Origin of the sequence: Thermosulfurimonas sp. F29 (assembly GCF_019688735.1) — a bacterium.
Lineage (GTDB): Bacteria > Desulfobacterota > Thermodesulfobacteria > Thermodesulfobacteriales > Thermodesulfobacteriaceae > Thermosulfurimonas_A.
This window is the reverse complement of record NZ_JAIFYA010000001.1, coordinates 867,833-889,860: the sequence shown is the minus strand read 5'-3', so window position 1 is coordinate 889,860 and position 22,028 is coordinate 867,833. Positions and strand designations below refer to the sequence as shown.

The window sequence follows — 22,028 nt, the reverse complement described above, 5'->3', positions numbered from 1 at the left end:
CCTGCAATCCCCTCCCCAATCGCAAAGGAAAAGAAACATTAGCACAGATTGAATTTGAAAAAATCTTCAGCTGGAACTCCTCGCAAGATAACGAAGCACGGGGATAACGGATTTTGGGGTGGGGAGATATATGAATCTTTTTCTGGTAAAATAAGCCGGCGATAAAATCAAACAGGAGACGGATGGGATGTGCGGAATCTTCGGAGTCTTCGGGCACAGGGAGGCGGCCAAGCTCACCTACTTCGGGCTTTACGCCCTCCAGCACCGGGGCCAGGAAAGCGCGGGCATTGCGGTCTCCGACGGACGGGAGGTCCGGGAATACCGGGCCCTGGGACTGGTACCGGATGTCTTTGACGAGGACATCCTGGCCCGCCTCCCCGGGCACATCGCCGTGGGCCATGTGCGGTATTCCACCACCGGTTCCACCACCGTAAAGAACGCCCAGCCCTTCTGCGTGACCCACGGAGGGGTCACCCTGGCCCTGGCCCACAACGGCAACCTGGTGAACGCCCACGAGATCCGGTGCGAGCTCGAGGCGCAGGGGTCCATCTTTCAGACCACCATGGACAGCGAGGTCATCGTGCACCTGCTGGCCAAGGCCGCCCGCAAGGGGATCGTGGAGGCCATCCGCGAGGCCATGGGGATTATCCGCGGGGCTTACTCGGTAATCCTTCTCCTCCCGAACCGACTTATCGCCTTCCGCGATCCCTACGGTTTCCGGCCCCTGTGTCTGGGAATGGTCAACGGGGGCTATGTGGTGGCCTCGGAGACCTGCGCCCTGGACCTCATCCAGGCCCAGTACCTGAGGGACATCCGTCCGGGAGAGATCCTGGTAATCGACGAGGACGGTCTTCACTCCCACGAGGGGGCGGAAAGTCGCCACACGGCCCACTGCATTTTCGAGTTCATCTACTTCGCCCGGCCGGACAGCTACATCTTCGGCGAAAATGTGTACGCCTTCCGCAAACGGCTCGGCGAGGTCCTGGCCCGGGAAAAACCCCTCTCCGTGGACTTCGTGATGCCCTTTCCCGACTCCGGAAACTACGCCGCCATCGGCTACGCCCAGGCCACCGGGCTGCCCTTCGAGATGGGGGTCATCCGGAACCACTATGTGGGACGCACCTTTATCCAGCCCTCAGCCGGAATGCGGGACTTTTCGGTAAGGGTGAAACTCAATCCCGTGCGCGAGATCCTCCACGGCAGACGGGTGGCGGTGGTGGACGATTCCCTGGTGCGGGGGACCACCAGCCGCACCCGGGTGAAGGCCATACGGGAGGCCGGGGCGCACGAGATCCACATGCTCATAAGCTGCCCTCCCATCCGGTTCCCCTGTTTTTACGGGATAGACTTCCCCACCCCCGGGGAGCTCATCGCCGCCAAACACTCGGTGGAGGAAATCCGCCGGTATCTCGAACTCGACGAACTCTACTATCTGTCTCTGGAGGGGCTCATTTCCGCCGCCGGGGGAAACGGTGAGCGTTTCTGTCTGGCCTGTTTCACCGGCCAGTATCCCGTTCCGGTCAAGGAGGGCCTGCGCAAGGACATTCTGGAGAAGAACCCATGATGGCTTACCGGAATCTTCAGGAATTCATAAAGAGACTTGAAGCCGAGGGAGAACTTCTACGCGTAAAGGAGCCGGTCTCGGCCGAGCTCGAGATCACGGAGATCACCGACCGGGTGGTCAAACTCGGAGGCCCGGCCCTTCTCTTCGAAAGGGTGAAGGGGCACGATCTCCCGGTCCTCACCAACGCCTTCGGGAGCATGCGGCGGATGTGCCTAGCTCTGGGGGTGGAAAGCCTTGAGGATCTGGCGGCTGAGATCGCCGATTTCCTTCAGGTGGAGGCCCCGGACTCGCTCTTCAAGAAATTGAAACTGGTGCCCAGGCTCAAGCGCCTGGCCAATATGTTTCCCAGAACGGTGAAAAGGGCCCCCTGCCAGGAGGTCGTCCTCCGGGGCGAGGAGGTGGATCTCACGCGGCTTCCGGTGCTCAAGTGCTGGCCCAAGGACGGCGGGCCCTTCATAACCCTTCCGGTGGTGATCACCAGGCACCCGGAGACCGGGATAAGGAATGCCGGGATGTATCGCATGCAGGTCTTTGACCGGAAGACCACCGGCATGCACTGGCACACGCACAAGGGCGGGGCCCAGCACTTTCGGGTGGCCGAACGCCTGGGAAAGCGCCTCCCGGTGGCCGTGGCCATAGGGCCGGACCCGGCGGTAACCTACGCCGCCACCGCACCCCTTCCCGAGGATGTGGACGAGTTCGTCTTTGCCGGATTCCTGCGAGGCAAACCGGTTGAGCTGGTCAAGTGCCTCACCGTGCCCCTTGAGGTCCCGGCCGAAAGCCAGATCGTGCTCGAAGGCTATGTGGAGCCCGGGGAGAGGCGGCTTGAGGGCCCCTTCGGGGATCACACCGGCTACTACTCCCTTCCGGACTACTACCCGGTCTTTCATGTGACCTGCATGACCATGCGGCGGGACGCCATCTATCCCGCCACCATCGTGGGGCGCCCCCCGCAGGAGGACTGCTACATGGCCAAGGCCACCGAAAGGCTGTTTCTCCCCCTCATCAGGAAGACCCTTCCCGAGATCGTGGACATAAATCTTCCCATCGAGGGGGTCTTCCACAACCTGGCCTTCGTTTCCATAGACAAGCGCTACCCCGGGCACGCCCGCAAGGTGGCCTGCGCCCTCTGGGGCCTCGGTCAGATGATGTTCACCAAGATCATCGTAATCTTCGACAAAGAGGTAAATGTGCAGGATCTTTCGGAGTGTCTCTGGCGGCTCGGCAACAATGTGGACCCGGCCCGGGATGTGTTCTTCGTGCAGGGGCCGGTGGACGCCCTGGATCATGCCTCGCCCTACCCCTTCTACGGCTCGAAGATGGCCATCGACGCTACCCGCAAGTGGCCGGAGGAGGGCTTCGGCCGCGACTGGCCGGAGGTCATCGAAATGACTCCGGAGGTCAGGGAACGGGTGGATCGCCTCTGGAAGAAACTCGGGGTGGAGAGGTTTCTGGCCGGGGCTAAGTAAGGTCCCTGAGGGAGAGTTTCACCCCGGGAAGGATCTCCAGCTCTTCCTCCGGAGTGTGGAAGGACACCCGACCCTCGGAGGTGTAGAGGGCCAGGGTCCTTTCCTCCGGATTTATCACCAGGACCCGCGATACCCCCAGGGAGAGGTAATCCCTGATCTTGGGATGCAGGTCCCCCGAGCCCGGGCCTTCGATCTCCACCACGAGATCCGGAGCCACCTCAAGGAACCCCCGCGGCCGTTCCGGGCACCTCTCCCGGGAGACGAACACGATGTCCGCCGCCCGCAGGGTGAGCGGTTCCTTCGAAATCACGATCCCCACCTCCCCCACCGCAAGCCAGCCTTTTTTACCCAGGATCTGTTTTAGTTTTACGGCCACCTCGAATTCCCAGTCTCCGTGCATGAAACCCGCCGGAGCCATGGGCACGACCTCCCCGTTTACGATCTCGTAGAGCCCGGAGGGGATGTTGCCCTCCAGAAGGTCCCGGTAGGTATAGCGGGTCGAGGTGAGGGAAAACGCGAGCCCCTTCTTTCCGGATTCGGCCTGCGGTGCGGCAGGGGCGGCGGCCATTCTTATCACCCCCTCACCTTTTTCTACTCCCCTTAACCCAGTTCGTAAACCTCAAGGCCCGCCGAAAGCAAAAGGGCGGCGGTGACTCCCACCGCGGGGGTAAGACCGCAGGAAGGGCTCCGGGCCTTGAGAAAGGCCCGTTTTATCCCGAGGAACCGGCAGATCTTTAAAACCTCTCTGGCTCCCTCCACGAAGGCCCCGGTGACCTCCTCACCGCGCCGGTTTACCACCCGGGCCCTGCCGGAAAGGACGGCAAAACCGTCCCCTTCGAGGATTTCGGCCGCCGGACGCGGCGTGGGAAGCCCTCCCAGCTGTTCGGGACAGGCCGGAACGAGAAGGTACCGTTCCTTTAAGGAGCTTACGGCCGGCTCGAAAAGGATCTTCCCGTCGTAGCGGGTGGCTAAACCCAGAAGACAGGCCGAGACCAGGACCGGCTCCCTCACACCAGGATCACCCGCGGGGATCCCCCGGAAGCCGTCTCGACGACCCCGATGCGGTACACCGTCTCGCCGAGCCCCCGACACACCGCCTCCACCTCCTCCACCGCCTCCTCCGGAATCACCAGCACGAAACCGATCCCGCAGTTGAAGACCCGATACATTTCCTCCTCGGAAATCTCCCCTCTTTCCATGAGGAATCGGAAGATCGGGGGCATCTCCCAGGCCGACTTTTCGATAACCGCCTGCACCCCCCGGGGTAGAACCCTGGAGAGATTGTCGTAAAAGCCCCCTCCGGTGATGTGGGCCATGGCCTTGACCCTGGTGCCCCGGTGGAGGAGGTTCAGCACCGTGCGCACATAGATACGGGTGGGTTTAAGGAGTTCCTCGGCCAGCGGTCCCCCGATCTCGGGGATCTCGGTGGAGAGATCCAGTTTGAGTTCCTCGAGCACGATCTTTCGCACCAGGGAAAACCCGTTGGAATGAAGCCCGTTCGAGGCCAGGCCCAGGATCACATCTCCCACCGAGACCTCGGAGCCGTCGATAACCTGATCCCGGTCCACCACCCCCACGGCGAACCCCGCACAGTCATATTCCCCCGGGGGATACATGCCGGGCATCTCCGCGGTCTCCCCGCCGAGAAGGGCGCATTCGGCCTGGCGACATCCCTCGGCGATACCCGAAAGGAGCTCGAGGTAAACGGTTTCGTCGAGCCTTCCGAAGGCCAGATAGTCCAGGAAAAAGAGGGGTCTGGCTCCGCAAACGATGAGATCGTTCACGCACATGGCCACTAGATCGAGGCCTATGCCCCGGTGCCTCCCGGCGGCTACCGCCAGCTTTATCTTCGTGCCCACCCCGTCGGTGGTGGCGCAGAGGACCGGCTCCCGGAAATGATTGAGGTCCAGGGCGAAGAGCCCGGAAAACCCGCCTATGTCCGCCAGCACCCCACGCCTGGGGGTGCTCTTCACCAGCCGCCGGATCTCCTCCACCAGGCGGTTGGCCTTGTCTATGTCCACCCCGGCTTCGGCGTAACGGGAACCCGCGCTCATCTTCTCGTCAATAGGCGTAGAGTTTTCCGTAGGGGCGATGGGTGTAGGGTTCGACCTTGGTGAAAGGTTCCTTCATGATCTCCTCGAGATCCAGGTTGAAGTCCGCACAGTATTCGGCGAGGTGTTTGCGCAACAGGGCCTCGTCCTGATCGGTGATTTCGTGGGGTTTGAGCCCCAGGCCGAGCTGATGCTCGGAGACCCTTCCCCGGATGTAAATGGTGCCACCGTGCATGCCGGTGCCCAGGTAGATTCCGGCGATGGGGCGCTCGGGATAACGGGAGAACATGCCCAGAAGGATGATGATCCCCCCGGCCATGTATTCGCCCAGGAAATCCCCGGCCTTGCCCCCGATCACGATCACCGGAACCTTATCCATGTAGGCCTTCATGTGGATGCCTACCCGGTAGCCCACATCGGAGTACACATGGATCTTTCCCCCGCGCATGGCGTAGCCCACCACATCCCCGGCCATGCCGTGGATGACGATCTTGCCCTCGTCCATGGTGTTCCCGGCGCCGTCCTGGGCATTGCCGTGAACGACGATCTCCGGCCCCCGCATGAAGGCCCCCAGATCCAGCCCCGGGGTACCGTAAAGGTCAATCCGGATGTCCGCCGAGACCCCGGCGGCGATGTAACGCTGGCCGTTCACATTGCGGAGGATGAATTCCCGTTCGCCCTCCTCAATCCTGGCCCGAAGCAGCCGATTGAGATCCCGATAGTGCAGATCCCTGGCGTCTATTTCCGTGGGCATCGGAAACCTCCCGGTGTCACTCCTGGGGATACCGGCAGACCGCGGCCGCGGCCCGCTCTCCCGGTCCCCGAAGATAGCTTCTCTGATGGGGTACGCTTCCCGGCTCCAGTTCCACGATCACCGGTTCCCCGGCCTTGGGAGCCCACACCCGATCCGGATCAGGGCAGATGGCCCGTATGGCCGCCTCCTCGCTGGCCATGTAAACCATATCGCCCTTTTCCGCCGCCACGAGAGGCCGTAGTTTCACCCGATCGTTGAGCCCCACCAGCCCCCCGTTGTAGGCGAAAAGTATGGCGAAGGGACCGTTCAGCATGGCCGCCCCGTAAACCACGCGCACGGCCCGGGCCAGTTCCCTCTCCTCCTCGGGCATCCGGTCAATCTCCTCCCAGAAGGGCGGAGCCAGCGCCATACAGGCCACCTCGATGGGAAGTCGATGGCGACGAATGAGGAGATCCAGAAGATAGGCCACCACCTCGGTGTCGGTGAGAAGGGTGCAGTGGTAGCCGAACATCTCCAGATACCGCCGGTTGGTACCGTAACTGGAGATCTCACCGTTGTGCACGATGGACCAGTCCAGAATGGTAAAGGGATGCGCTCCCCCCCACCAGCCCGGAGTGTTGGTGGGGAAACGGTTGTGCGCGGTCCAGATGTAGGCCTTGTATTCCTCGATGCGAAAGAAGTCCGCGATCTGATGCGGGAACCCCACCCCCTTGAAAGCCCCCATGTTCTTCCCGGAGGAAATCACATAGGCCCCATCGATTCTGGTGTTGATCTCCATGACCAGCGAGACCATGTAATCGTCCTCGTCCTCCGTGCCCTCACACACCTCGCGGACCTCGCCCTCGTACTTGGGTTTCACGAAGTACCTCTTAAATAGAGGGGGATTCTCGATCCCGGGGGTGCGCCTGGTGGGGATGGGTTCCTCGTGGGCCATGTAGGTCCGATGGGCCAGAAGCTCCTCCACATCTTCCAGGGCCTTGCGGTGATCGGCCATGACATGGAGGGCGTAGTAGTCGGCGAGATCCGGATAGATGCCGTAAGCCGCGAACCCGGCCCCCAGACCGTTTCCCCGTTCCTCCTGGCAGCAGATGGACCGGATGATGACCTCACCGGGAATGAGTTCCCCCTTGCGATGTATGACCCCGGAAAGTCCGCAACCCGAAATGTCCTTCATCTTATTCCCCCGCGTGTTTTACCCCGAGGATTTTCATCTCGGTTTCGGTGAGTCCCACGGCCCTGAGTTTATCCCGGTTGCCCCGCAGGCTCTCTATGGAGTTAAGCCCCATGGCCCCGAGCATTTCCTTCATCTCGTGGGCCCATCCGTGGACCAGGTTGTAGATCTTCTCGAAGGCCACCTCCGGCGGGAGCCTTTTGATGAGTTCCGGATCGTTGGTGGCGATACCCCAGGGGCACTTTCCGGTGAAACAGTGCTGACACATGGTGCAGCCGCAGGCGATGAGGGCCGGGGTGCCGATGTAGACCGCGTCCGCCCCCAGGGCGATGAGCTTGATCACATCGGCGCTGCAGCGGATACCCCCTGAAGCGATCACCGAGGCCCGGTTGCGGATGCCCTCCTCGCGGAGCCTCTGGTCCACCGCGGCCACCGCAAGCTCGATGGGGATCCCGATGTAGTCCCGGAACATGGTGGGGGCCGCACCGGTGCCCCCCTTGAGACCGTCTATGACCACGGCGTCGGCCCCGGCCCGTACGATCCCCGAGGCAATGGCCGCCACATTGTGCACCGCCGCGATCTTTACGAAGACCAGCTTCCTGTACTCCGTGGCCTCCTTCAGGGCGTAGATGAGACCGCGCAGGTCCTCGATGGAGTAAATGTCGTGGTGCGGGGCCGGGGAGATGGCGTCCGAGCCCACCGGGATCATCCGGGTCTTCGAGATCTCCTCCGTGACCTTTTCCCCGGGAAGATGCCCGCCTATGCCGGGTTTGGCCCCCTGACCGATCTTGATCTCGATGGCCACCCCGGCGTTGAGGTAGTCCACATGCAGCCCGAAGCGCCCGGAGGCGCACTGCACGATGGTGTTTGACCCGTATTCGTAAAGGGAAGCGTGAAGCCCACCCTCACCGGTGTTGTAGAGGGTCCCCAGTTCGCGGGCGGCCCGGGCCAGCCCCTGGTGCACATGGAGACTTATGGCCCCGTAGCTCATGGCCGCAAACATGATGGGGACTTCCAGCTTGATCTGGCGGGGCATTCTGGTCTTGAGCCGGAATTTCCCCTCCGGCCCGGGCTCCACCTCCAGGGCGTCCGGCCGCGGCCCCAGATAGGTTCTGAGCTCCATGGGCTCCCGCAGGGGATCAATGGGCGGGTTGGTGACCTGGCAGGCGTCAAGCACCAGATGATCGAAGTAGCTCCGGAAGGGGATGGTGCATCCGGTGGAGGTGAGGAGCACCCCGCCCTGATCGGCCTGCTTGTAAACATTTTTGATGAACCAGGGGGTCCAGACCGCGTGTTCCCGGAAATCCGAGGGATTGCGCCGGATCACCAGGGCCCTGGTGGGGCACATGGCCTCGCAGCGATGACACCCCACGCACTTGGTGGGGTCTTCGGAAAGCTCCTTCTTTTTGGCGTTCCAGATGTGGGCCCCGTAAGAACACTCCTTTACGCAGATCCGGCACTTGATACACCTCTCCGGATCCCTTTCGATGACGAAGTCGGGGAAGAACCTGGCCCACTGGGGGACTTTCTTCTTGCGGCTCTTTGGGGTCTTTTCTCTTTCGCCCACCGAAGCCCTCCTTATCCGTCCGGTAAGAAGCCACTTTAATGGAAATTTTAAATGTTTCAAGTTGTCTCCCGAAAAACAGAATCGGATCCTAATTTTCAAGGGGGTTGCGGGAGCAGGGGCGAGAAAGTAATAAAGAGGGACATGGTGGTCACCTACCGGGTGATATACGGGGATACGGACTGCGGCGGGGTCATGTATTACGGAAACTACCTGCGTCTTTTTGAGATCGGCCGCACGGAGCTTCTCCGGGCCCGGGGACTCACCTATCGGGAGATCGAGGAAAAGGAGGGGCTGATCCTTCCCGTGGTGGAGGTCCATGTGCGTTACAAGGCCCCGGCCCGTTACGACGATCTCCTGGAGATAGAGACCCGGGTTACCGAGGTGGCCCCTCACCGGGTTCGGTTCGAATACGAGATCCGGCGGGGTGCGGAAATCCTGGCCCGGGGCTACACCGTACACGCCCCGGTAAACCGGAAGGGGCGTCTCACCCGTTTCCCCGAGGATCTAAGGCGAAGGCTCTCCGCGCTGGTCCAAAGTTGACAGCCCCCCGGGGGATGTTAATATGCCGGAAACCCGGAGGAAAGGAGGGATGTGTTTTGCCCGGAGTAATCGTGCGCGAAGACGAACCCTTTGAACAGGCTCTCAAGCGTTTCAAGAAACAGGTGGAAAGGGACAAGATCCTTTCGGAGGTCAAGAAGCGGGAATTCTACGAGAAACCGGGGGTGCGGCGGCGCAAAAAACTCATGGCGGCGCGCAAGCGGCTCCTCAAGAAACTCAAAAAAATGCGTCAATACGATTGATTGAATGCCGGGCACACTGGAAAAACTCGAGTGGCCCGGATTCCTTGAACACTTCAAACCGTACCTCCGTACCGAAGCCGGAGAGAAGCGTCTAGCTTCCTTCTCTCCGGCTTTTTCCTTTGAGGAGGCCCTGGAAAGACAGAACCGCCTGCGAGAGCTTGCAGATTTTTCCGCTCGCTCTGGTCTCACCTCTCTTCCAGAACTTCCCCTCCTCGAGCCTCTGGTGGAACGGGCTGCACGGGGAGGGATTCTTCATCCCGAAGAACTCCAGGTCATCCTCCGGCATCTTGAGACGGCTCGCTCCCTTAAGGAACTTTCCTTCTTTCCCGATATTTCCACCCTGGAGGCCCTTCGGGCAGAACTCTCCCTTTCGCTTGAGCCTGGCGGAAAAGACCTTTCTGATAGAGCCTCCCCGGAACTCGCCGAAGTTCGCCGGCGCTACCGTCATTTCTTCGAGCGACTGCATCGGGTTCTGGAGGAGACCTTGAGACGATACTCCCGAAAGGGCTACCTTCAGGAGGACCACATCTTCCAGCGCAAGGGACGCCTGGTACTGCCAGTGCGTTCTGAACATCGCCACCGGGTTCCGGGAATTCTCCACGATGTTTCACAATCGGGAGCTACGGTCTTCATCGAGCCTGCCGAGGCCGTGCCCATCTCCAATGAGCTAGAAATAGCCCGTCTCGAAGAGGAACAAGCTCGTCGAAAAGTTCTGGAACGGCTCTCTAGACTAATAGGAGAATTCCGGACTCCTCTTCGGGAGCTGGAGGAGGCTTTGGCCGAGGTGGACTTAGGACTTTCCGCGCTGAAACTCGCCCGGGAATACCGAGGGAACTTCCCGGAGCTCCGCCCCTCGGGCGCTCTGAAAATCCTGCGAGCGATACATCCCTTTTTTCTCCTTCGGAGAGAGGAGGCCGTGCCCAACGATTTCAGGCTTTCCCCGGAAAAACCGATATTGGTGATTAGCGGTCCGAACTTCGGGGGAAAGACCGTGGCCCTGAAAACCATGGGAATGTGCGTGCTCCTAGCCCAGGCCGGGCTCCCTATTCCGGCGGCCGAGGGTTCGATCATTCCGGTTTTCCGGAAGATTCTGGTAGACCTGGGCGACGACCAGACCCTTCAGGCCCATGAAAGTTCCTTTTCGGCGCATGTTCGGGCCGTACGGGAGATCCTCTTTGAGGCCGATCCGGAAAGTCTTGTGCTTCTCGACGAACCCGGAAGGGCCACCGACCCCCGGGAGGGGGCGGCCCTGGCGGTGGCAATACTGGAAGCCCTGGAGGATTCCGGAGCCTTCGTGGCTGCCACCACCCACCTTCCGGAGGTAAAACGGTACGCCGTGGTTAGCGAAAAGGCGGTCCCAGCCTCCATGGCCTTTAAGGAAGAGGAGGGATGCCCCACTTATCGTCTTATCTATGGAGTGCTCGGATCCTCTCGGGGGCTGGTCTTGGCCCGGGAGGTGCTGCCTCAGCCAATAATAAAACGGGCGGAAAGCCTTCTTTCCGGAGAGGATACCGGGGAGGCCTATCTGGAAAAGCTCCGGTCTCTTGAGCAGGAGCTTCGCCTAAAGGAGAAGGCCCTTTCCGCCGAAAAAGAGAGCCTCAGGCGGGAGAGGGAGGCTCTTGAGCACCGCCGGCGGGAGCTCGAGGAGGAATTCCGCCGAGAAAAAGAGGCACTACGAAAAAAAGTGGAGGACCGGATCCGGGAGCTTGAGGGGCGGCTCGTGGAGATGATGCAGGAATATCGCCGGCTGGGGCGTCGTCGAGTGGAGGGACGGTGGCAAGAGGAGGTGCGAGAGATCCTCGAATCCCTCTCGGAAGCCACAGATATAGGGGAACTTACCCCGGGACAAAAGGTCCTCCTAAGGGATCTGGGGCGGGAGGGAGTGGTCCTTCGGGACCTGGGAGAGGAGGTGGAGGTGCGGGTGGGGCACTTCAGACTTGCGCTTTCCAAAAAAGGTATTAAAGTCCTTTCGGATGTTCGCGAGGGCCCGCGTTTCCAAGTTTCGGTTTCCTCCGAAGCTCCTTCCGCGGACGAGCTGCATCTTCGCGGGCTTACGGTGGACGAAGCCCTGTCTCAGCTCGAAACCTTTCTCAACCGGGCCCTTCTTTCCGGAAAAAAGGAGGTGCGCATCGTTCACGGTCTCGGCACCGGTAGGCTCATGCGGGCGGTAAGGGCCTACCTCAGGGGACACGAGGCGGTAGAGGCAATCCGGCCCGGTGCCCCCTTTGAGGGGGGCGAAGGGGTAACGGTGGTCAGGCTCTCTTCCGGGACCTCAGGGGTCCACCGCCGGAGGGGGTCGTGAACCTAAGGGAGGCCGCAGCCCGTATTCGCGACACCGTAAACATCGTGGATCTCGTCTCCGATTATGTGGCCCTCAAAAAGGTGGGGCGCAACTACATGGGGCTCTGCCCCTTTCATTCCGAAACCAAGCCCTCCTTTGCGGTAAACGAGGAAAAGCAGATCTTCCGTTGTTTCGGCTGCGGTGCCGGCGGGGATGTGATCGGTTTTTTCATGAGGGCGGAGGGACTTACCTTCGCCGAGGCGGTCCGGGAGCTGGCCCGTCGCTACAACCTTCCCCTTCCGGAGGGGACCGGTGAGTCTTCCTCCGAGGAAAGGCATCGCCTTCTCTACGAGATCAACGAAAAGGCGGCTCGCTTCTACGGGCACCTCCTGAACACCTCCTCCGAAGCCGAAGAGGCCCGGGAGCACCTGCGGGAGAGGGGACTTTCTCCGGAAACGGTGAAGACCTTTAGGCTGGGGTTTGCGCCGGAGGAAGGCGGGGCGCTGGCCTCCCACCTGCGGCTTTCCGGGGTGGACCTGGCCCGGGCCGAGGAAGCGGGAGTGGTGGTGCGCCGGGAGGACGGTTCCTACTACGACCGTTTTCGGAAGCGGCTCATCTTTCCCATTCGCAACGCCGCAGGCAAGACGGTAGCCCTGGCCGGGAGGATTCTCGGGGAGGGGGATCCCAAGTACCTCAACTCCCCGGAGACTCCGATCTACCGGAAGAGCCGGGTTCTCTACGGGCTTTACGAGGCCCGCGTCCATGTGCGGGAAAAAGGGACCGGCCTGGTAGTCGAGGGATACTTCGACCTCCTCTCGCTGTGGGACCGAGGGGTCCGGAATGTGATGGCCACCTGCGGCACGGCCCTCACCCAGGAACATGTACGGCTCTTAAGGAGGCTCTGCCGGAACTGGTATCTGGTTTTCGACGGCGACGAGGCCGGACGCAAGGCAGCGGCCCGGGCCCTGGCGGTGTTCTTCCGGGAGGGGGTTTTTCCCAGGGTGGTCTTTCTTCCCGAGGGAGAGGATCCAGACAGTCTGGTACGCCGGGCCGGGATCGAGGCCCTGGAGGAGCTTCTCGCCAGTGCTCTCGAACCCCTTTCCTTCCTGGTGGACCACCTGCGCAGGCTCTACGGAGACGATCCCCAGGGCAAGAGCGCCACGGCCCGGGAACTTCGGGAGATCCTTTCCGGTATTCCTGATCCGGTGGCCCGCCACGAATATCTGCGCCTGGCGGCGGAAAGGTTGCGCGTCCCGGAGGATCTCCTTCTATCCGCACGCCCCCGGACCTCTTCCCCGGAAAGACCCGTCTCATCAGATGACCCCTTCGGAAGACTCATCCTTCAGGTCCTACTGCACCTCCCTTCCTGCGCGGCACGACTCAAGCGTCTCGGCGTGGAGGAATTTTTAAGCAAAGACACCGAAAAACGCCTTTATGCCCGCATCATGGAGGCCGTTGAGGAAGGGCGGTCTCCGGAAAACCTCACCCTGGACGATCCGGAGCTACAGGACCTTTACGGCGAGCTCCTCTTTTCACCCCCGCCGGAAAAGCCGGAGGAGGAAGTCCTCTCCGAGATAGAACGCACCGTAACTTTACGGCGTTTTCGCAAAATGGATCGACTTATCGAAGAAATCCGGCAGGCCGAAAGCATGGGGAAAAGAGAAACCCTGGCGAGGCTCCTCAGGGCCTACGCCGAAATCTGTAAAAAATCCTTAAACTGCCGCGGGGAGGGGGCTTATGAGTCGTTCTCACAACGAACTTCAGGTTTTTGAGGAAGGAGTAAGCTGTCTTCGGGAGATTGAGGAGACCTATGGTTTTGATTCCGGTCTTCCAGAAATTGAGGAAGAGAGCGGCTTTGATCCGGTCAAGTACTACCTTAGGGACATGGGGGACATTCCTCTTCTTTCTCGAGAGGAGGAGGTGCGACTGGCTCGCGAAATGGAAGAAGGGGAACAGCAGGCGGTACGAGCGGCCCTGCGTTTTCGGACAGGAGTCCAAAGGGTAGGTGAAACCTTTGCAAAGTTGCTTGAGGGCCGGATAAGAGTGCGCGAGGTCCTTCGGGATGCCGACGAATTCTCGGAGGAAACACCGGGAGAGGACGACAAGGGTATTGGTGAATGGGCACAGGAAATAAGAAATCTCGCCGATTCACTCCTCCGACAATGGGATGACCTCCCCTCGGGCAGAGGAGCTCGACTTTCTCACTACAGAACTCTTTCCAGATTACGGACGCATTTGGAGAGACATCTTTTTGAAAGGAGACTGGCTCGCAGATTTATCGAAGCACTCTGCCGCGAACCTTTGGAAAAGGGTTGCGAGCTCCGGCGGGCGGAAAGGGATCTTAAGGGAGTGGAGGAATCCGGATACCGGCTCTCGGTCCTGATCCAGCACTTCATTCGCAGCAACGGAGATTATGTCCGATTGGAGGAAGCAGCAGCCAGGGTGGGGCTCTCTCCAAAGAGATTTCTGGAGTTTCGGGAACGCTATGAGCGTTTTAAAGCCCTTCAACGGGAGATTCCACTGCGCTTCGGAGTAAGTCTTCCCACCTTTCGAGAGGTTCTCTCGGATATGGAAAGAGGCCTTTCCCGGGCCCGGGAGGCCAAGGAGTCCCTGGTGCGGGCCAACCTCCGCCTGGTGGTATCCGTGGCCAAGAAGTATGTGGGAAGAGGGCTTCCTTTCCTGGACCTCATCCAGGAGGGCAACATCGGTCTCATGAAGGCGGTGGAAAAGTTCGATTACCGCAGGGGATACAAGTTCAGCACCTACGCCACCTGGTGGATCCGGCAGGCCATCACCCGGGCCATCGCCGATCAGGCCCGCACCATTCGCATTCCGGTCCACATGATCGAGCTCATCAACAAACTGGTGCGCACCTCCCTTCGTTACTACCAGGAGAAGGGCGAGGAACCCACTCCCGAGGTACTGGCCCGGGAAATGGGACTTCCGGTGGAAAAGGTCAAGACCATTCTCAAGATCACCAAGGATCCGGTGTCGCTCGAGACACCGGTGGGCGACGACGAGGATTCACTCCTGGGGGACTTCATAGAGGACGAGATGATTCTGGGACCGCACCAGGCCACGGAGGATCTTTCCATGGTGGAGGAGGTGCGCAAACTTCTCTCCTGTCTCTCCCCCAGGGAAGAAAAGGTGTTGCGGTTGCGTTTCGGAATAGGTGAGAAGTACGAACACACCCTGGAGGAGGTGGGCAAGGCCTTCGGGGTCACGAGGGAGCGGATCCGACAGATCGAATCCAAGGCCCTGCGGAAGCTACGCCACCCCCATCGGAGCAAGCACCTTAAGTACTATCTAACCTCGTGATTTCTTGACAAAAATAGGGTGAGGGCTACATTAAAGCTAAAGCGTGGGCCTGTAGCTCAGCTGGTTAGAGCCACCGGCTCATAACCGGGAGGTCGGAGGTTCGAATCCTCCCAGGCCCACTTATTTTCGTTTTTACTCGAAATGGCGATCACGGCCGAAGACATATGTGAGTACATCGAAAGCTGGGCTCCGGTCTCCTGGGCGGAGGAGTGGGATCGGGTTGGGCTGCAATTCGGAGCCCTCGGTGCTCCGATAAAACACCTTGGTCTGTCCCTCGAGCTCACCCCTAAGGTGGCCTCCTGGATGCTGGAGAGGCAGGTGGATTGTCTGCTCACCCACCATCCCGTCTTTTTTCGTCCTTTAAAGAGGCTTCTGGCCGAGGATCCCTGGGAGGGGATGGTCCTTGAGCTGATCCGGGCCGGAAAGACCGTAATCTCTTATCACACCAACCTGGACGCCGCTCCCGGAGGGGTGACCGAGACCCTGGCCGAGGCCCTGGGGATCTCCTGCGAGGCTCCTCTTCGTCCGTGTTCCCCGGAAGAACCGCGGGCCGGCCTGGGGAGGGTGGGAAGGTGCGATCCCCCCGTGCCCCTTTCCGAAATGGCCCGGCGTCTGGGCTCGCTTATTCGGGCTCCCGTGGCTGTGGTGGGCGAGGAACGCGAGGTGTCCCGGGTGGCCCTGTGCGCGGGCTCGGGATGGGATCTCTGGCCGGAGGTCTTGTCAAAGGGAGCGGAAGTATTTATAACCGGGGAGGTCAAACATCACGCCGCCCGGGAGGCCGAGGTGACGGGTGTGTCCCTTCTGGTGAGTGACCACTTCGCCATGGAGAACTTCTTCTGGCGACGACTGGCCCGGCAAGTGGCGGAGCATTTTCCGGGCCTTACCGTAAGTTTCTTCGAGGAGAGTAGTCCCTTTAAACCACATCACATCCAAGGAGGAGGATGAAGTGCGAGAGGAGATCGCCACCCTTATCAAACTTCAGGAAATAGACCTGAAAATCATCGAAATAGAAAGGCGCAAAAACGAGTTGCCGGAGACCCTGCGCCAGGCCGAAGAAACCCTTTCCCGGAAAAGACAGCAGTTTGAAGAAATTTCACGCCGGCTGGAAGAAATCGATCTCAAAAGGAAGACCGAGGAGGAAGAGCTCGAGGAGGAGTACCAGCGTCTGCGCAAGACCCAGACGCGCCTCATGCAGATTCGGGGCAGCCGGGAATACCAGGCTCTTCTACGGGAGATAGAGGAGATCAAGAAGGCCAACAAGCAGCGGGAGGAAAATCTTCTCAGGTTAATGGAGGAACAGGAGACTCTCAAGAAAGAGGAGGAAACCCTTCGCCGGGAGATCGAAGAGCTGGAAAAGAAGGTGGCGGACGAAAGGGCCCATTACGAGGCCCAGTGCCGCAGGCTGGAAGAAGAGAAGACCGGGTATTTGCGGGAAAGGGAGGCCCTGGCCGAGGCGGTGCCTCAGAATCTGTTGAACCGATACGAGTTTATCCGGCAGAGGCGCGGGGGCTTGGCCATCGTGGCGGTGGAAAACGGCACCTGTGAGGGCTGTCACATGCACATCCCGCCGCAGCTCTTCAACGAACTCCAGCGCGACGACCGTTATTACGAATGCCCCCTGTGTCGCCGGCTTATTTACTACAAGAAGATTTACTTTCCGGAAGCCGAGGATTCTTCCGAGGATACCGCCCCCTCGGAAACATAAATGCGCAACACCCTGTGACGACGGTAAAAGGGGGAGATCTCGGCAAGGAGCCTGAGGTCTCCCCTTCCCTCAAATAACGAGGATCCCTTCTGAGTTTCCACGAAAAGAATCCCCCGGGGAAAAGGTGGGGTCTTAACCACCGGTATGGGTCCTCCGTGGTAGAAAATCAGAAGGTAGTCGGGATGACGGTAAAGATAGAGGGGGTGGAACCCCAGATAGGGGCGAACCCTCTTTATAGATTCGAATCGCAGAGCGTTCCCCCTCCACTCCACCATGATGGCCCCGGTGAGGAGAATCAGGGTTAAGATGGGAGTCAGGGAACGCAGAAGGGACTCCCGGGATCGGAACCATTCGGAGGCGGAAAGGGCCAGGGACAGGGCGAAAAAGGGATAGATGGAAAGGAGATACTTGCTGAATTTGGCCGCCGTGAAACTGAGAAGACTTAAGGGCACGAACCAAGCCAGAAAGGTAAAGAGTTTGGGATGATCCCGGAGGTGAAGTCTCACGAAGGAGGGTAGTCGCAGAACGAGGATACTTTCCGGAAGGAAACCGGCCAGAAGGGCCCCGGCGTAGTGGTAAAAGGGGTCTCTTTTTCCCGTGGCCAGTCTTCCCAGAAGGTCCTCCCGGAGAAATTCCGTAAAACCACCACCACCCAGGCCGTGGTAGACATAGAGATACCAGAGGATGGCCGGAGTCAGGGCCAGCATCCACCCGAGGGGATGCAAAAGGTAAAGCGTGTGCCGGTTTCCGGTGATCCATCCGTAAAGCAGGATCGGGGGAAGGGCCAGGAGGATAAAGGGCCCTTTGGTGAGAAAGCCGGCTCCCAGAGAGGCAAAGGCCATCAGGATAAATCGTTTTTTACCGGATTCCAGGAAGAGGAAGGCCCCGTACACATAGAGTCCGAACCAGAGAGCCATAAGCATCTCTATGTCCACCCGGTGGGCAAAAAAGTAGAACCGCGGGGCCCCGGCGAGAAAAAGAACCGCCAGAAAAGCACACAGACCTCCCCCCACCCGCCTGGCCAGAAGAAAGGTCACGAAGAGAAGGGCTCCGGCAAAAAGGAGGGAAGGAAGGCGAAGCACCGCTTCGCCTGTTCCGCAGAGCCAGGAAATAAAGCCGGCCACCCAGGTGTGAAGTGGGGGCTTGGTTACATAAGGTTCACCGTTCAGGTACGGAAGGAGCCAGTGACCGAATTTGACGGCCTCCTGAACGATCTCGGCCCTGCGGGCCTCCTGGACGGAGGTCAGGGGCAGAAAGAGGGGGAGGAGGTAAAGCCCCCCTATAATCACCCACGGTATTCCTCGTTTCAGGAAAGAGCCCACAGACTCAGACATGGTACCAGTATAAAGGAAACAAAGGTGGCCGCCACGAGTCCACCCATAACGGCTATAGCAAATCCCTGAAAGTACTCCGCCCCGGCTCCAAGGCCTATAGCAGCAGGCATAAGGGCAAAGATGGTGGTCAGGCTGGTAAGCAGAATGGGGCGAAGCCTGATTCGGATCGCCTCAAGAAAGGCGACCCTTAGGTCTGTCCCTTCTTTTGTCTTCTGTTCGACAAAGTCAAGGAGAACAATGGCATTATTGACGCATATCCCTATAAGGGTGAGCATTCCCATAGCCACGGAAAGGTCCAGATCCTGACGGGTCATCCAGAGGGCCACTAGTGCTCCAGTCAGAGAAAATGGAGCCGTGATCAGGATCACTAAAGGAGGTTTCCAGGAATTGAATTCCACGAGTAATATGAGAAATACGAGAATAAGCGCCCCCGCAAGGATGAACGCCATCTCCCGGAGACTCCTCTTAAGAACTCTGTACTGTCCGGTTATTTCCACCCTGTATCCCCCGGGAAGTGATAGGGCCTGAAGATGTCTCTTAAGTCTTGAGGCTATCGTGAACAGGTTCCCTTCCACTTCCGCCAGCAGAGTAACCTCCCGTTCTCCGTTGAGCCTGGTAATTTCTCCAGGCAGGTATTCCACCCGTATGTCGGCCACCTTTCGTAGGGGAACCCATTGCCCCCTTGATGTTCGGATAGGAAGGGAAGAAAGCTCTCTGGGATTTGAGATCCGAGACCGATCAAATTGAAGGAGAACGCGAATCTCTCCCTGCGGTTTTATTATGCGTGTGGCTTCAAGCCCCCAGAAGGCCGCCCTCAGGGTGGAAAACACCTCCTCCGGACTTACTCCAAAACGAGCTAGATCGGAATATCTTAACTTTACGGTTATCTGAGGTCTTTTTACTTTCAGAGGATTCACTACATTTGAAATACCCGGCTCATTTTCCATAATCTTCTCTACTCTTCCGGCCAGCGAGGCCAGGATATTCAGATCTCTCCCGTAGATCGTTACCCCGAAAAGGGCCGGAAGTCCGGAAAGGCTCTCATCCATTTTTTCCTGAGTGGGCTGATGATAAACGAGGACCATGCCGGGAAAACGAGAATAGACCTTCTTGAGATCGGCCATAATTTCCCCGGCCTTCCGGGTGCGCTCGCCCCGGGGCTTGAGCTTGATGATCATTTCTCCTCTGTTGACCCCTTCAATTTGATGTCCCACCTCCGGAGAACCGGTACGACGATATACACAGGCTACATCCGGCTCAGTCATGGCCAGGTGAACAAGCTCTTCTCCGATTCGATTGCTCTCTCTAAGGGAGGTCCCCGGAGGCAGGGTGTATTCTATCAAAAGGGCTCCTTCGTCTACCGGGGGAAGGAACTTCAGGTGGAAAGAGCCGAAAATCAAAATCCCGATCACCACAGGGATCACCGCACTTCCGGCGATAGTCTTCCGGGGATGATTGAGGCTCCGGGAGAGGATTTTTAAAAGGAATGACCTCAAGGATGAAAGGAGATGAGCAGCCGGAGGATGGATGGATTTCTGCGGTAGAGACATATTCCCCAGAAGCACGGGTACAAAGGATAGGGAAAGAAGGAGAGAAATGAGAAGGGCCAGACTTACCACCAGACCGAAGGGTCTCAGGAATAGCCCGAGGATGCCGGTCACCAGACCTAGGGGAAGGAAGGCCGCTACGGTGGTGAAGGTCCCGGCGGCATCGGGGGGGGCAATCTCTGTAGTGCCGGTCAAAGCGGCCTTCGCGGGCGGTTCTCCCATCTCCAGATGCCGGAAAATGTTCTCTGCAACCACGATAGCATCGTCCACGATCATTCCTACGGCAAGGGCTAGTGCCGAAAGAGTTACGATATTAAGGGAAAGACCCAGGATTTTCATCGAGATCAAGGTGGCCAGCAGGGTAAGAGGAATGGTTGCTGACACCACGAGGGTAGGCCCCATCGTCCCCATAAAAAGATAAAGAACACCCACGGCCAGGAACGCCCCGAGCAAGAGATCATCCAGGATGGTCTTTCGAGCCTCTTCCAGGATCTCGGACTGATCGTAAAACTTTTTGATCCTTGTCCCCGGGGGAAGAAAGGCTTTAAACTCTTTCACCGCAGTTTCTACGGCCCGGGCAACTTCAATGGAACTGGCACCGGGTTGTTTGCATACATAAAAGGCCACCGCCGGATGACCATCCCCCCGGACCTCGTAATGTCTGGGAACCACGCCCTGGAGGACCTCGGCTACGGAGGAAAGAGGAACGTTTTCTCCGCGGGAATTTCTTATGTAAAAGTCTTTCAGGTCTTCAAGGGCCTCCAGACGGGCATCGCCCCGGATTACATACTCCCGCCCACCCCGGGTAACGATTCCGGCCACCTGAGAGGTATTGCTCCGGGCCAGAGCCCTCTTGAGATCGGAAATGCCCATACCCATAGCCATAAGAGTCTCCGGCCTTATCCGCACAATGAAGGCCCGCCTGTCTCCCCCCAGAACCTCCACCGAGGAAACCCCGGGAATGCTCATGAGTCGATTGTAAAGGGTTAACCGGATCAAATTTCGCAGTTTCACCAGATCCCTTGAGCCATAAACCACATATCCGACCACCTCCTGAAGGGTGGTACCGATGTTTTCCATCCGGGGAATGACTCCCGGCGGCAGGAGACCGGCGATTCGGGCAAGCCTTGCCTGAATCAGTTCACGGGCTTCCCTGATCGAAGTACCGGGGCCGAAGACCACGGTAACCCTGGAGATTCCCTGGATTGAGACCGAGGATATCCGTTTGACCCCGGGCAGGCCCCGCAATTCGTCCTCAATGGGACGGGTAATGAGCAGCTCTATGTCCTCAGGCGCGGCTCCGGGATAATGGGCGATAATGTTTGCTACCGGAAGATCGAGATTGGGGAAAAGATCCACGGGGAGGTGCCAGAGGGCATACAACCCGGTAAACACGATAGATACGACCAAAAGAAGCATGAGGCGCGGATTGGCAATGAGCCAGCGCAGAGCTCCTCTCATTTACGGAATACCTTGCGAAATTTTTTTCAATGATAGAGAAAGAAAGAGACCCGTGACAGTAAGCAAAAGGACTGGTTTCAACCAATGAGGATCCAAGAAATGAGTGTAGAACAAGTAAAGGGTATGATCGAACCATTTTGGACTCGGAACGGGGATGCGTTTTACCTTTACATCAAGCACGCCGTTTATGACCTTCACTTTGAGATAATGATAGAAAAAGTGTTTCGGATCCTCGCCGTAAAGTGCCGCTCCCGCCCCACCGGTTATGGTATAAGGGGTGCCGTTCCACTTTCCCTGAAAATAGCCGTGAATATGTCCAGCAAATACATGAGAAACGCCGTAGATCCTGAAAACCTCCGAAAGAAATGCGGCCTCTTTTTTGGGAAGACAATGGTGTTCGGAAGGCCGGGGATCATAAAGAGGGATATGGAGAAAAACCAAACGGTGGTCGCAGCGGTCCTGGCTCTTCCTGAGTTCTCCTTCAAGCCATGTCCTTTCTCTAATGGTCACTTTTCTTGCGGCATCATCCAGGATCAAGAAACAGGTCCTTCCGATACGAAAAGAGTAATAAGGCCGGCCGAAGATCCGAGTATAAAGCAGATAACCGCCTCCTTTTAGTTCGTGATTGCCGATGACCGTAACCAGGGGTTTGTGGAGGTTTTTTTGAATAAGATCCAAAAAAAGGAAATACGATATCTTGCTTCCTGAATGGACCATATCTCCCAAGGCAATGACAAAGGAGATTTCAGGGTCCCGGTCAATGTCCCTTAAGAGCCTTTCAAAGCCATAGATGCTGAACTGGTTATCTCCAAATACGGCAAATGAAAAATCACGCGGATCCTTAATCCTTATTTTAGAAAGATTGAGAGTGTTCCAATCTGTAGCTGAAAGAGTGCAAACATGTTCATGGAACTCAAGCCCGAGAATGGCTCCCAACACCCCCAGAAGAACAAAGAATCGCAGGGATATTTTCCTGGTTTCTTTAAGAGGCAACCTCACGCACCTT

Annotated in this window: 18 protein-coding genes and 1 tRNA gene; 10 read left to right on the top strand and 9 right to left on the bottom strand. The window is 58.6% G+C overall.

Going from position 1 to position 22,028, the window contains the following annotated elements:
- Positions 1-187 precede the first annotated feature (187 nt).
- Together purF and K3767_RS04570 are read left to right on the top strand one after the other, a co-directional pair.
- Positions 188-1,564, top strand: a complete 1,377-nt coding sequence (gene purF / locus K3767_RS04575) for an amidophosphoribosyltransferase (RefSeq protein ID WP_221172363.1) — start codon at positions 188-190, stop codon at positions 1,562-1,564.
- Positions 1,564-3,033: a menaquinone biosynthesis decarboxylase gene (locus K3767_RS04570; RefSeq protein WP_370630439.1), complete on the top strand. Its 1,470-nt coding sequence runs from the start codon at positions 1,564-1,566 to the stop codon at positions 3,031-3,033. Before purF ends, K3767_RS04570 begins: the two co-directional genes overlap by 1 nt.
- Here K3767_RS04570 and K3767_RS04565 read toward each other — a convergent pair.
- The 6 genes from K3767_RS04565 to K3767_RS04540 are packed head-to-tail and all read right to left on the bottom strand — an operon-like array spanning position 3,026 to position 8,498.
- On the bottom strand, positions 3,026-3,601 hold the full coding sequence (locus K3767_RS04565; RefSeq protein WP_221172361.1) for a Uma2 family endonuclease: 576 nt from the start codon (positions 3,599-3,601) through the stop codon (positions 3,026-3,028). The genes K3767_RS04570 and K3767_RS04565 overlap by 8 nt on opposite strands.
- 32 nt (positions 3,602-3,633) lie before the next feature.
- On the bottom strand, positions 3,634-4,044 hold the full coding sequence (locus K3767_RS04560; RefSeq protein ID WP_221172360.1) for a DUF523 domain-containing protein: 411 nt from the start codon (positions 4,042-4,044) through the stop codon (positions 3,634-3,636).
- Positions 4,041-5,087: a phosphoribosylformylglycinamidine cyclo-ligase gene (gene purM / locus K3767_RS04555; RefSeq protein WP_221172359.1), complete on the bottom strand. Its 1,047-nt coding sequence runs from the start codon at positions 5,085-5,087 to the stop codon at positions 4,041-4,043. The genes K3767_RS04560 and purM overlap by 4 nt, the downstream gene beginning before the upstream one ends.
- Before the next feature lie 7 nt (positions 5,088-5,094).
- Positions 5,095-5,838: a hypothetical protein gene (locus K3767_RS04550; protein ID WP_221172358.1), complete on the bottom strand. Its 744-nt coding sequence runs from the start codon at positions 5,836-5,838 to the stop codon at positions 5,095-5,097.
- A 16-nt stretch (positions 5,839-5,854) separates the two neighbouring features.
- On the bottom strand, positions 5,855-7,012 hold the full coding sequence (locus K3767_RS04545; protein ID WP_221172357.1) for a glutamine amidotransferase family protein: 1,158 nt from the start codon (positions 7,010-7,012) through the stop codon (positions 5,855-5,857).
- Between the two features lies 1 nt (position 7,013).
- Positions 7,014-8,498 (bottom strand): glutamate synthase-related protein, encoded by a 1,485-nt coding sequence (locus tag K3767_RS04540; protein ID WP_370630438.1) that lies wholly within the window; start codon positions 8,496-8,498, stop codon positions 7,014-7,016.
- Positions 8,499-8,717: 219 nt separating this feature from the next.
- Between K3767_RS04540 and K3767_RS04535 the strand changes: the two genes are divergently transcribed.
- The 8 genes from K3767_RS04535 (at position 8,718) to K3767_RS04500 (ending at position 16,680) form a co-directional block, all read left to right on the top strand.
- Positions 8,718-9,116: a thioesterase family protein gene (locus tag K3767_RS04535; protein WP_221172355.1), complete on the top strand. Its 399-nt coding sequence runs from the start codon at positions 8,718-8,720 to the stop codon at positions 9,114-9,116.
- Between the two features lie 56 nt (positions 9,117-9,172).
- On the top strand, positions 9,173-9,376 hold the full coding sequence (gene rpsU, locus K3767_RS04530) for a 30S ribosomal protein S21 (protein ID WP_221172354.1): 204 nt from the start codon (positions 9,173-9,175) through the stop codon (positions 9,374-9,376).
- A gap of 4 nt (positions 9,377-9,380) precedes the next feature.
- Positions 9,381-11,678 carry an endonuclease MutS2 gene (locus tag K3767_RS04525; protein WP_221172353.1) on the top strand — a complete coding sequence of 766 codons (2,298 nt, stop codon included), beginning with the start codon at positions 9,381-9,383 and terminating at the stop codon, positions 11,676-11,678.
- Positions 11,675-13,429, top strand: coding sequence for a DNA primase (gene dnaG, locus K3767_RS04520; RefSeq protein WP_221172352.1), 1,755 nt, complete (start codon positions 11,675-11,677; stop codon positions 13,427-13,429). The genes K3767_RS04525 and dnaG overlap by 4 nt, the downstream gene beginning before the upstream one ends.
- The gene (gene rpoD, locus K3767_RS12195; protein WP_221172351.1) at positions 13,395-14,975 is read left to right on the top strand and encodes an RNA polymerase sigma factor RpoD; all 1,581 of its coding nucleotides are present in this window, start codon (positions 13,395-13,397) and stop codon (positions 14,973-14,975) included. The genes dnaG and rpoD overlap by 35 nt, the downstream gene beginning before the upstream one ends.
- A gap of 45 nt (positions 14,976-15,020) precedes the next feature.
- A tRNA-Ile gene (locus tag K3767_RS04510) sits at positions 15,021-15,094 on the top strand.
- 22 nt (positions 15,095-15,116) lie between these two features.
- Positions 15,117-15,920 (top strand): Nif3-like dinuclear metal center hexameric protein, encoded by an 804-nt coding sequence (locus K3767_RS04505; RefSeq protein ID WP_221172350.1) that lies wholly within the window; start codon positions 15,117-15,119, stop codon positions 15,918-15,920.
- A gap of 1 nt (position 15,921) precedes the next feature.
- Complete coding sequence (locus tag K3767_RS04500; protein ID WP_221172349.1) at positions 15,922-16,680, top strand: zinc ribbon domain-containing protein; 759 nt, start codon at positions 15,922-15,924, stop codon at positions 16,678-16,680.
- Here K3767_RS04500 and K3767_RS04495 read toward each other — a convergent pair.
- The 3 genes from K3767_RS04495 to K3767_RS04485 are packed head-to-tail and all read right to left on the bottom strand — an operon-like array spanning position 16,626 to position 22,021.
- The gene (locus K3767_RS04495) at positions 16,626-17,969 is read right to left on the bottom strand and encodes a glycosyltransferase family 39 protein (protein ID WP_221172348.1); all 1,344 of its coding nucleotides are present in this window, start codon (positions 17,967-17,969) and stop codon (positions 16,626-16,628) included. The two genes, K3767_RS04500 and K3767_RS04495, sit on opposite strands and share 55 nt — an antisense overlap.
- 17 nt (positions 17,970-17,986) lie before the next feature.
- Complete coding sequence (locus tag K3767_RS04490; RefSeq protein ID WP_221172347.1) at positions 17,987-21,022, bottom strand: efflux RND transporter permease subunit; 3,036 nt, start codon at positions 21,020-21,022, stop codon at positions 17,987-17,989.
- Positions 21,023-22,021 carry a metallophosphoesterase gene (locus tag K3767_RS04485; protein WP_221172346.1) on the bottom strand — a complete coding sequence of 333 codons (999 nt, stop codon included), beginning with the start codon at positions 22,019-22,021 and terminating at the stop codon, positions 21,023-21,025.
- Positions 22,022-22,028: the final 7 nt, after the last annotated feature.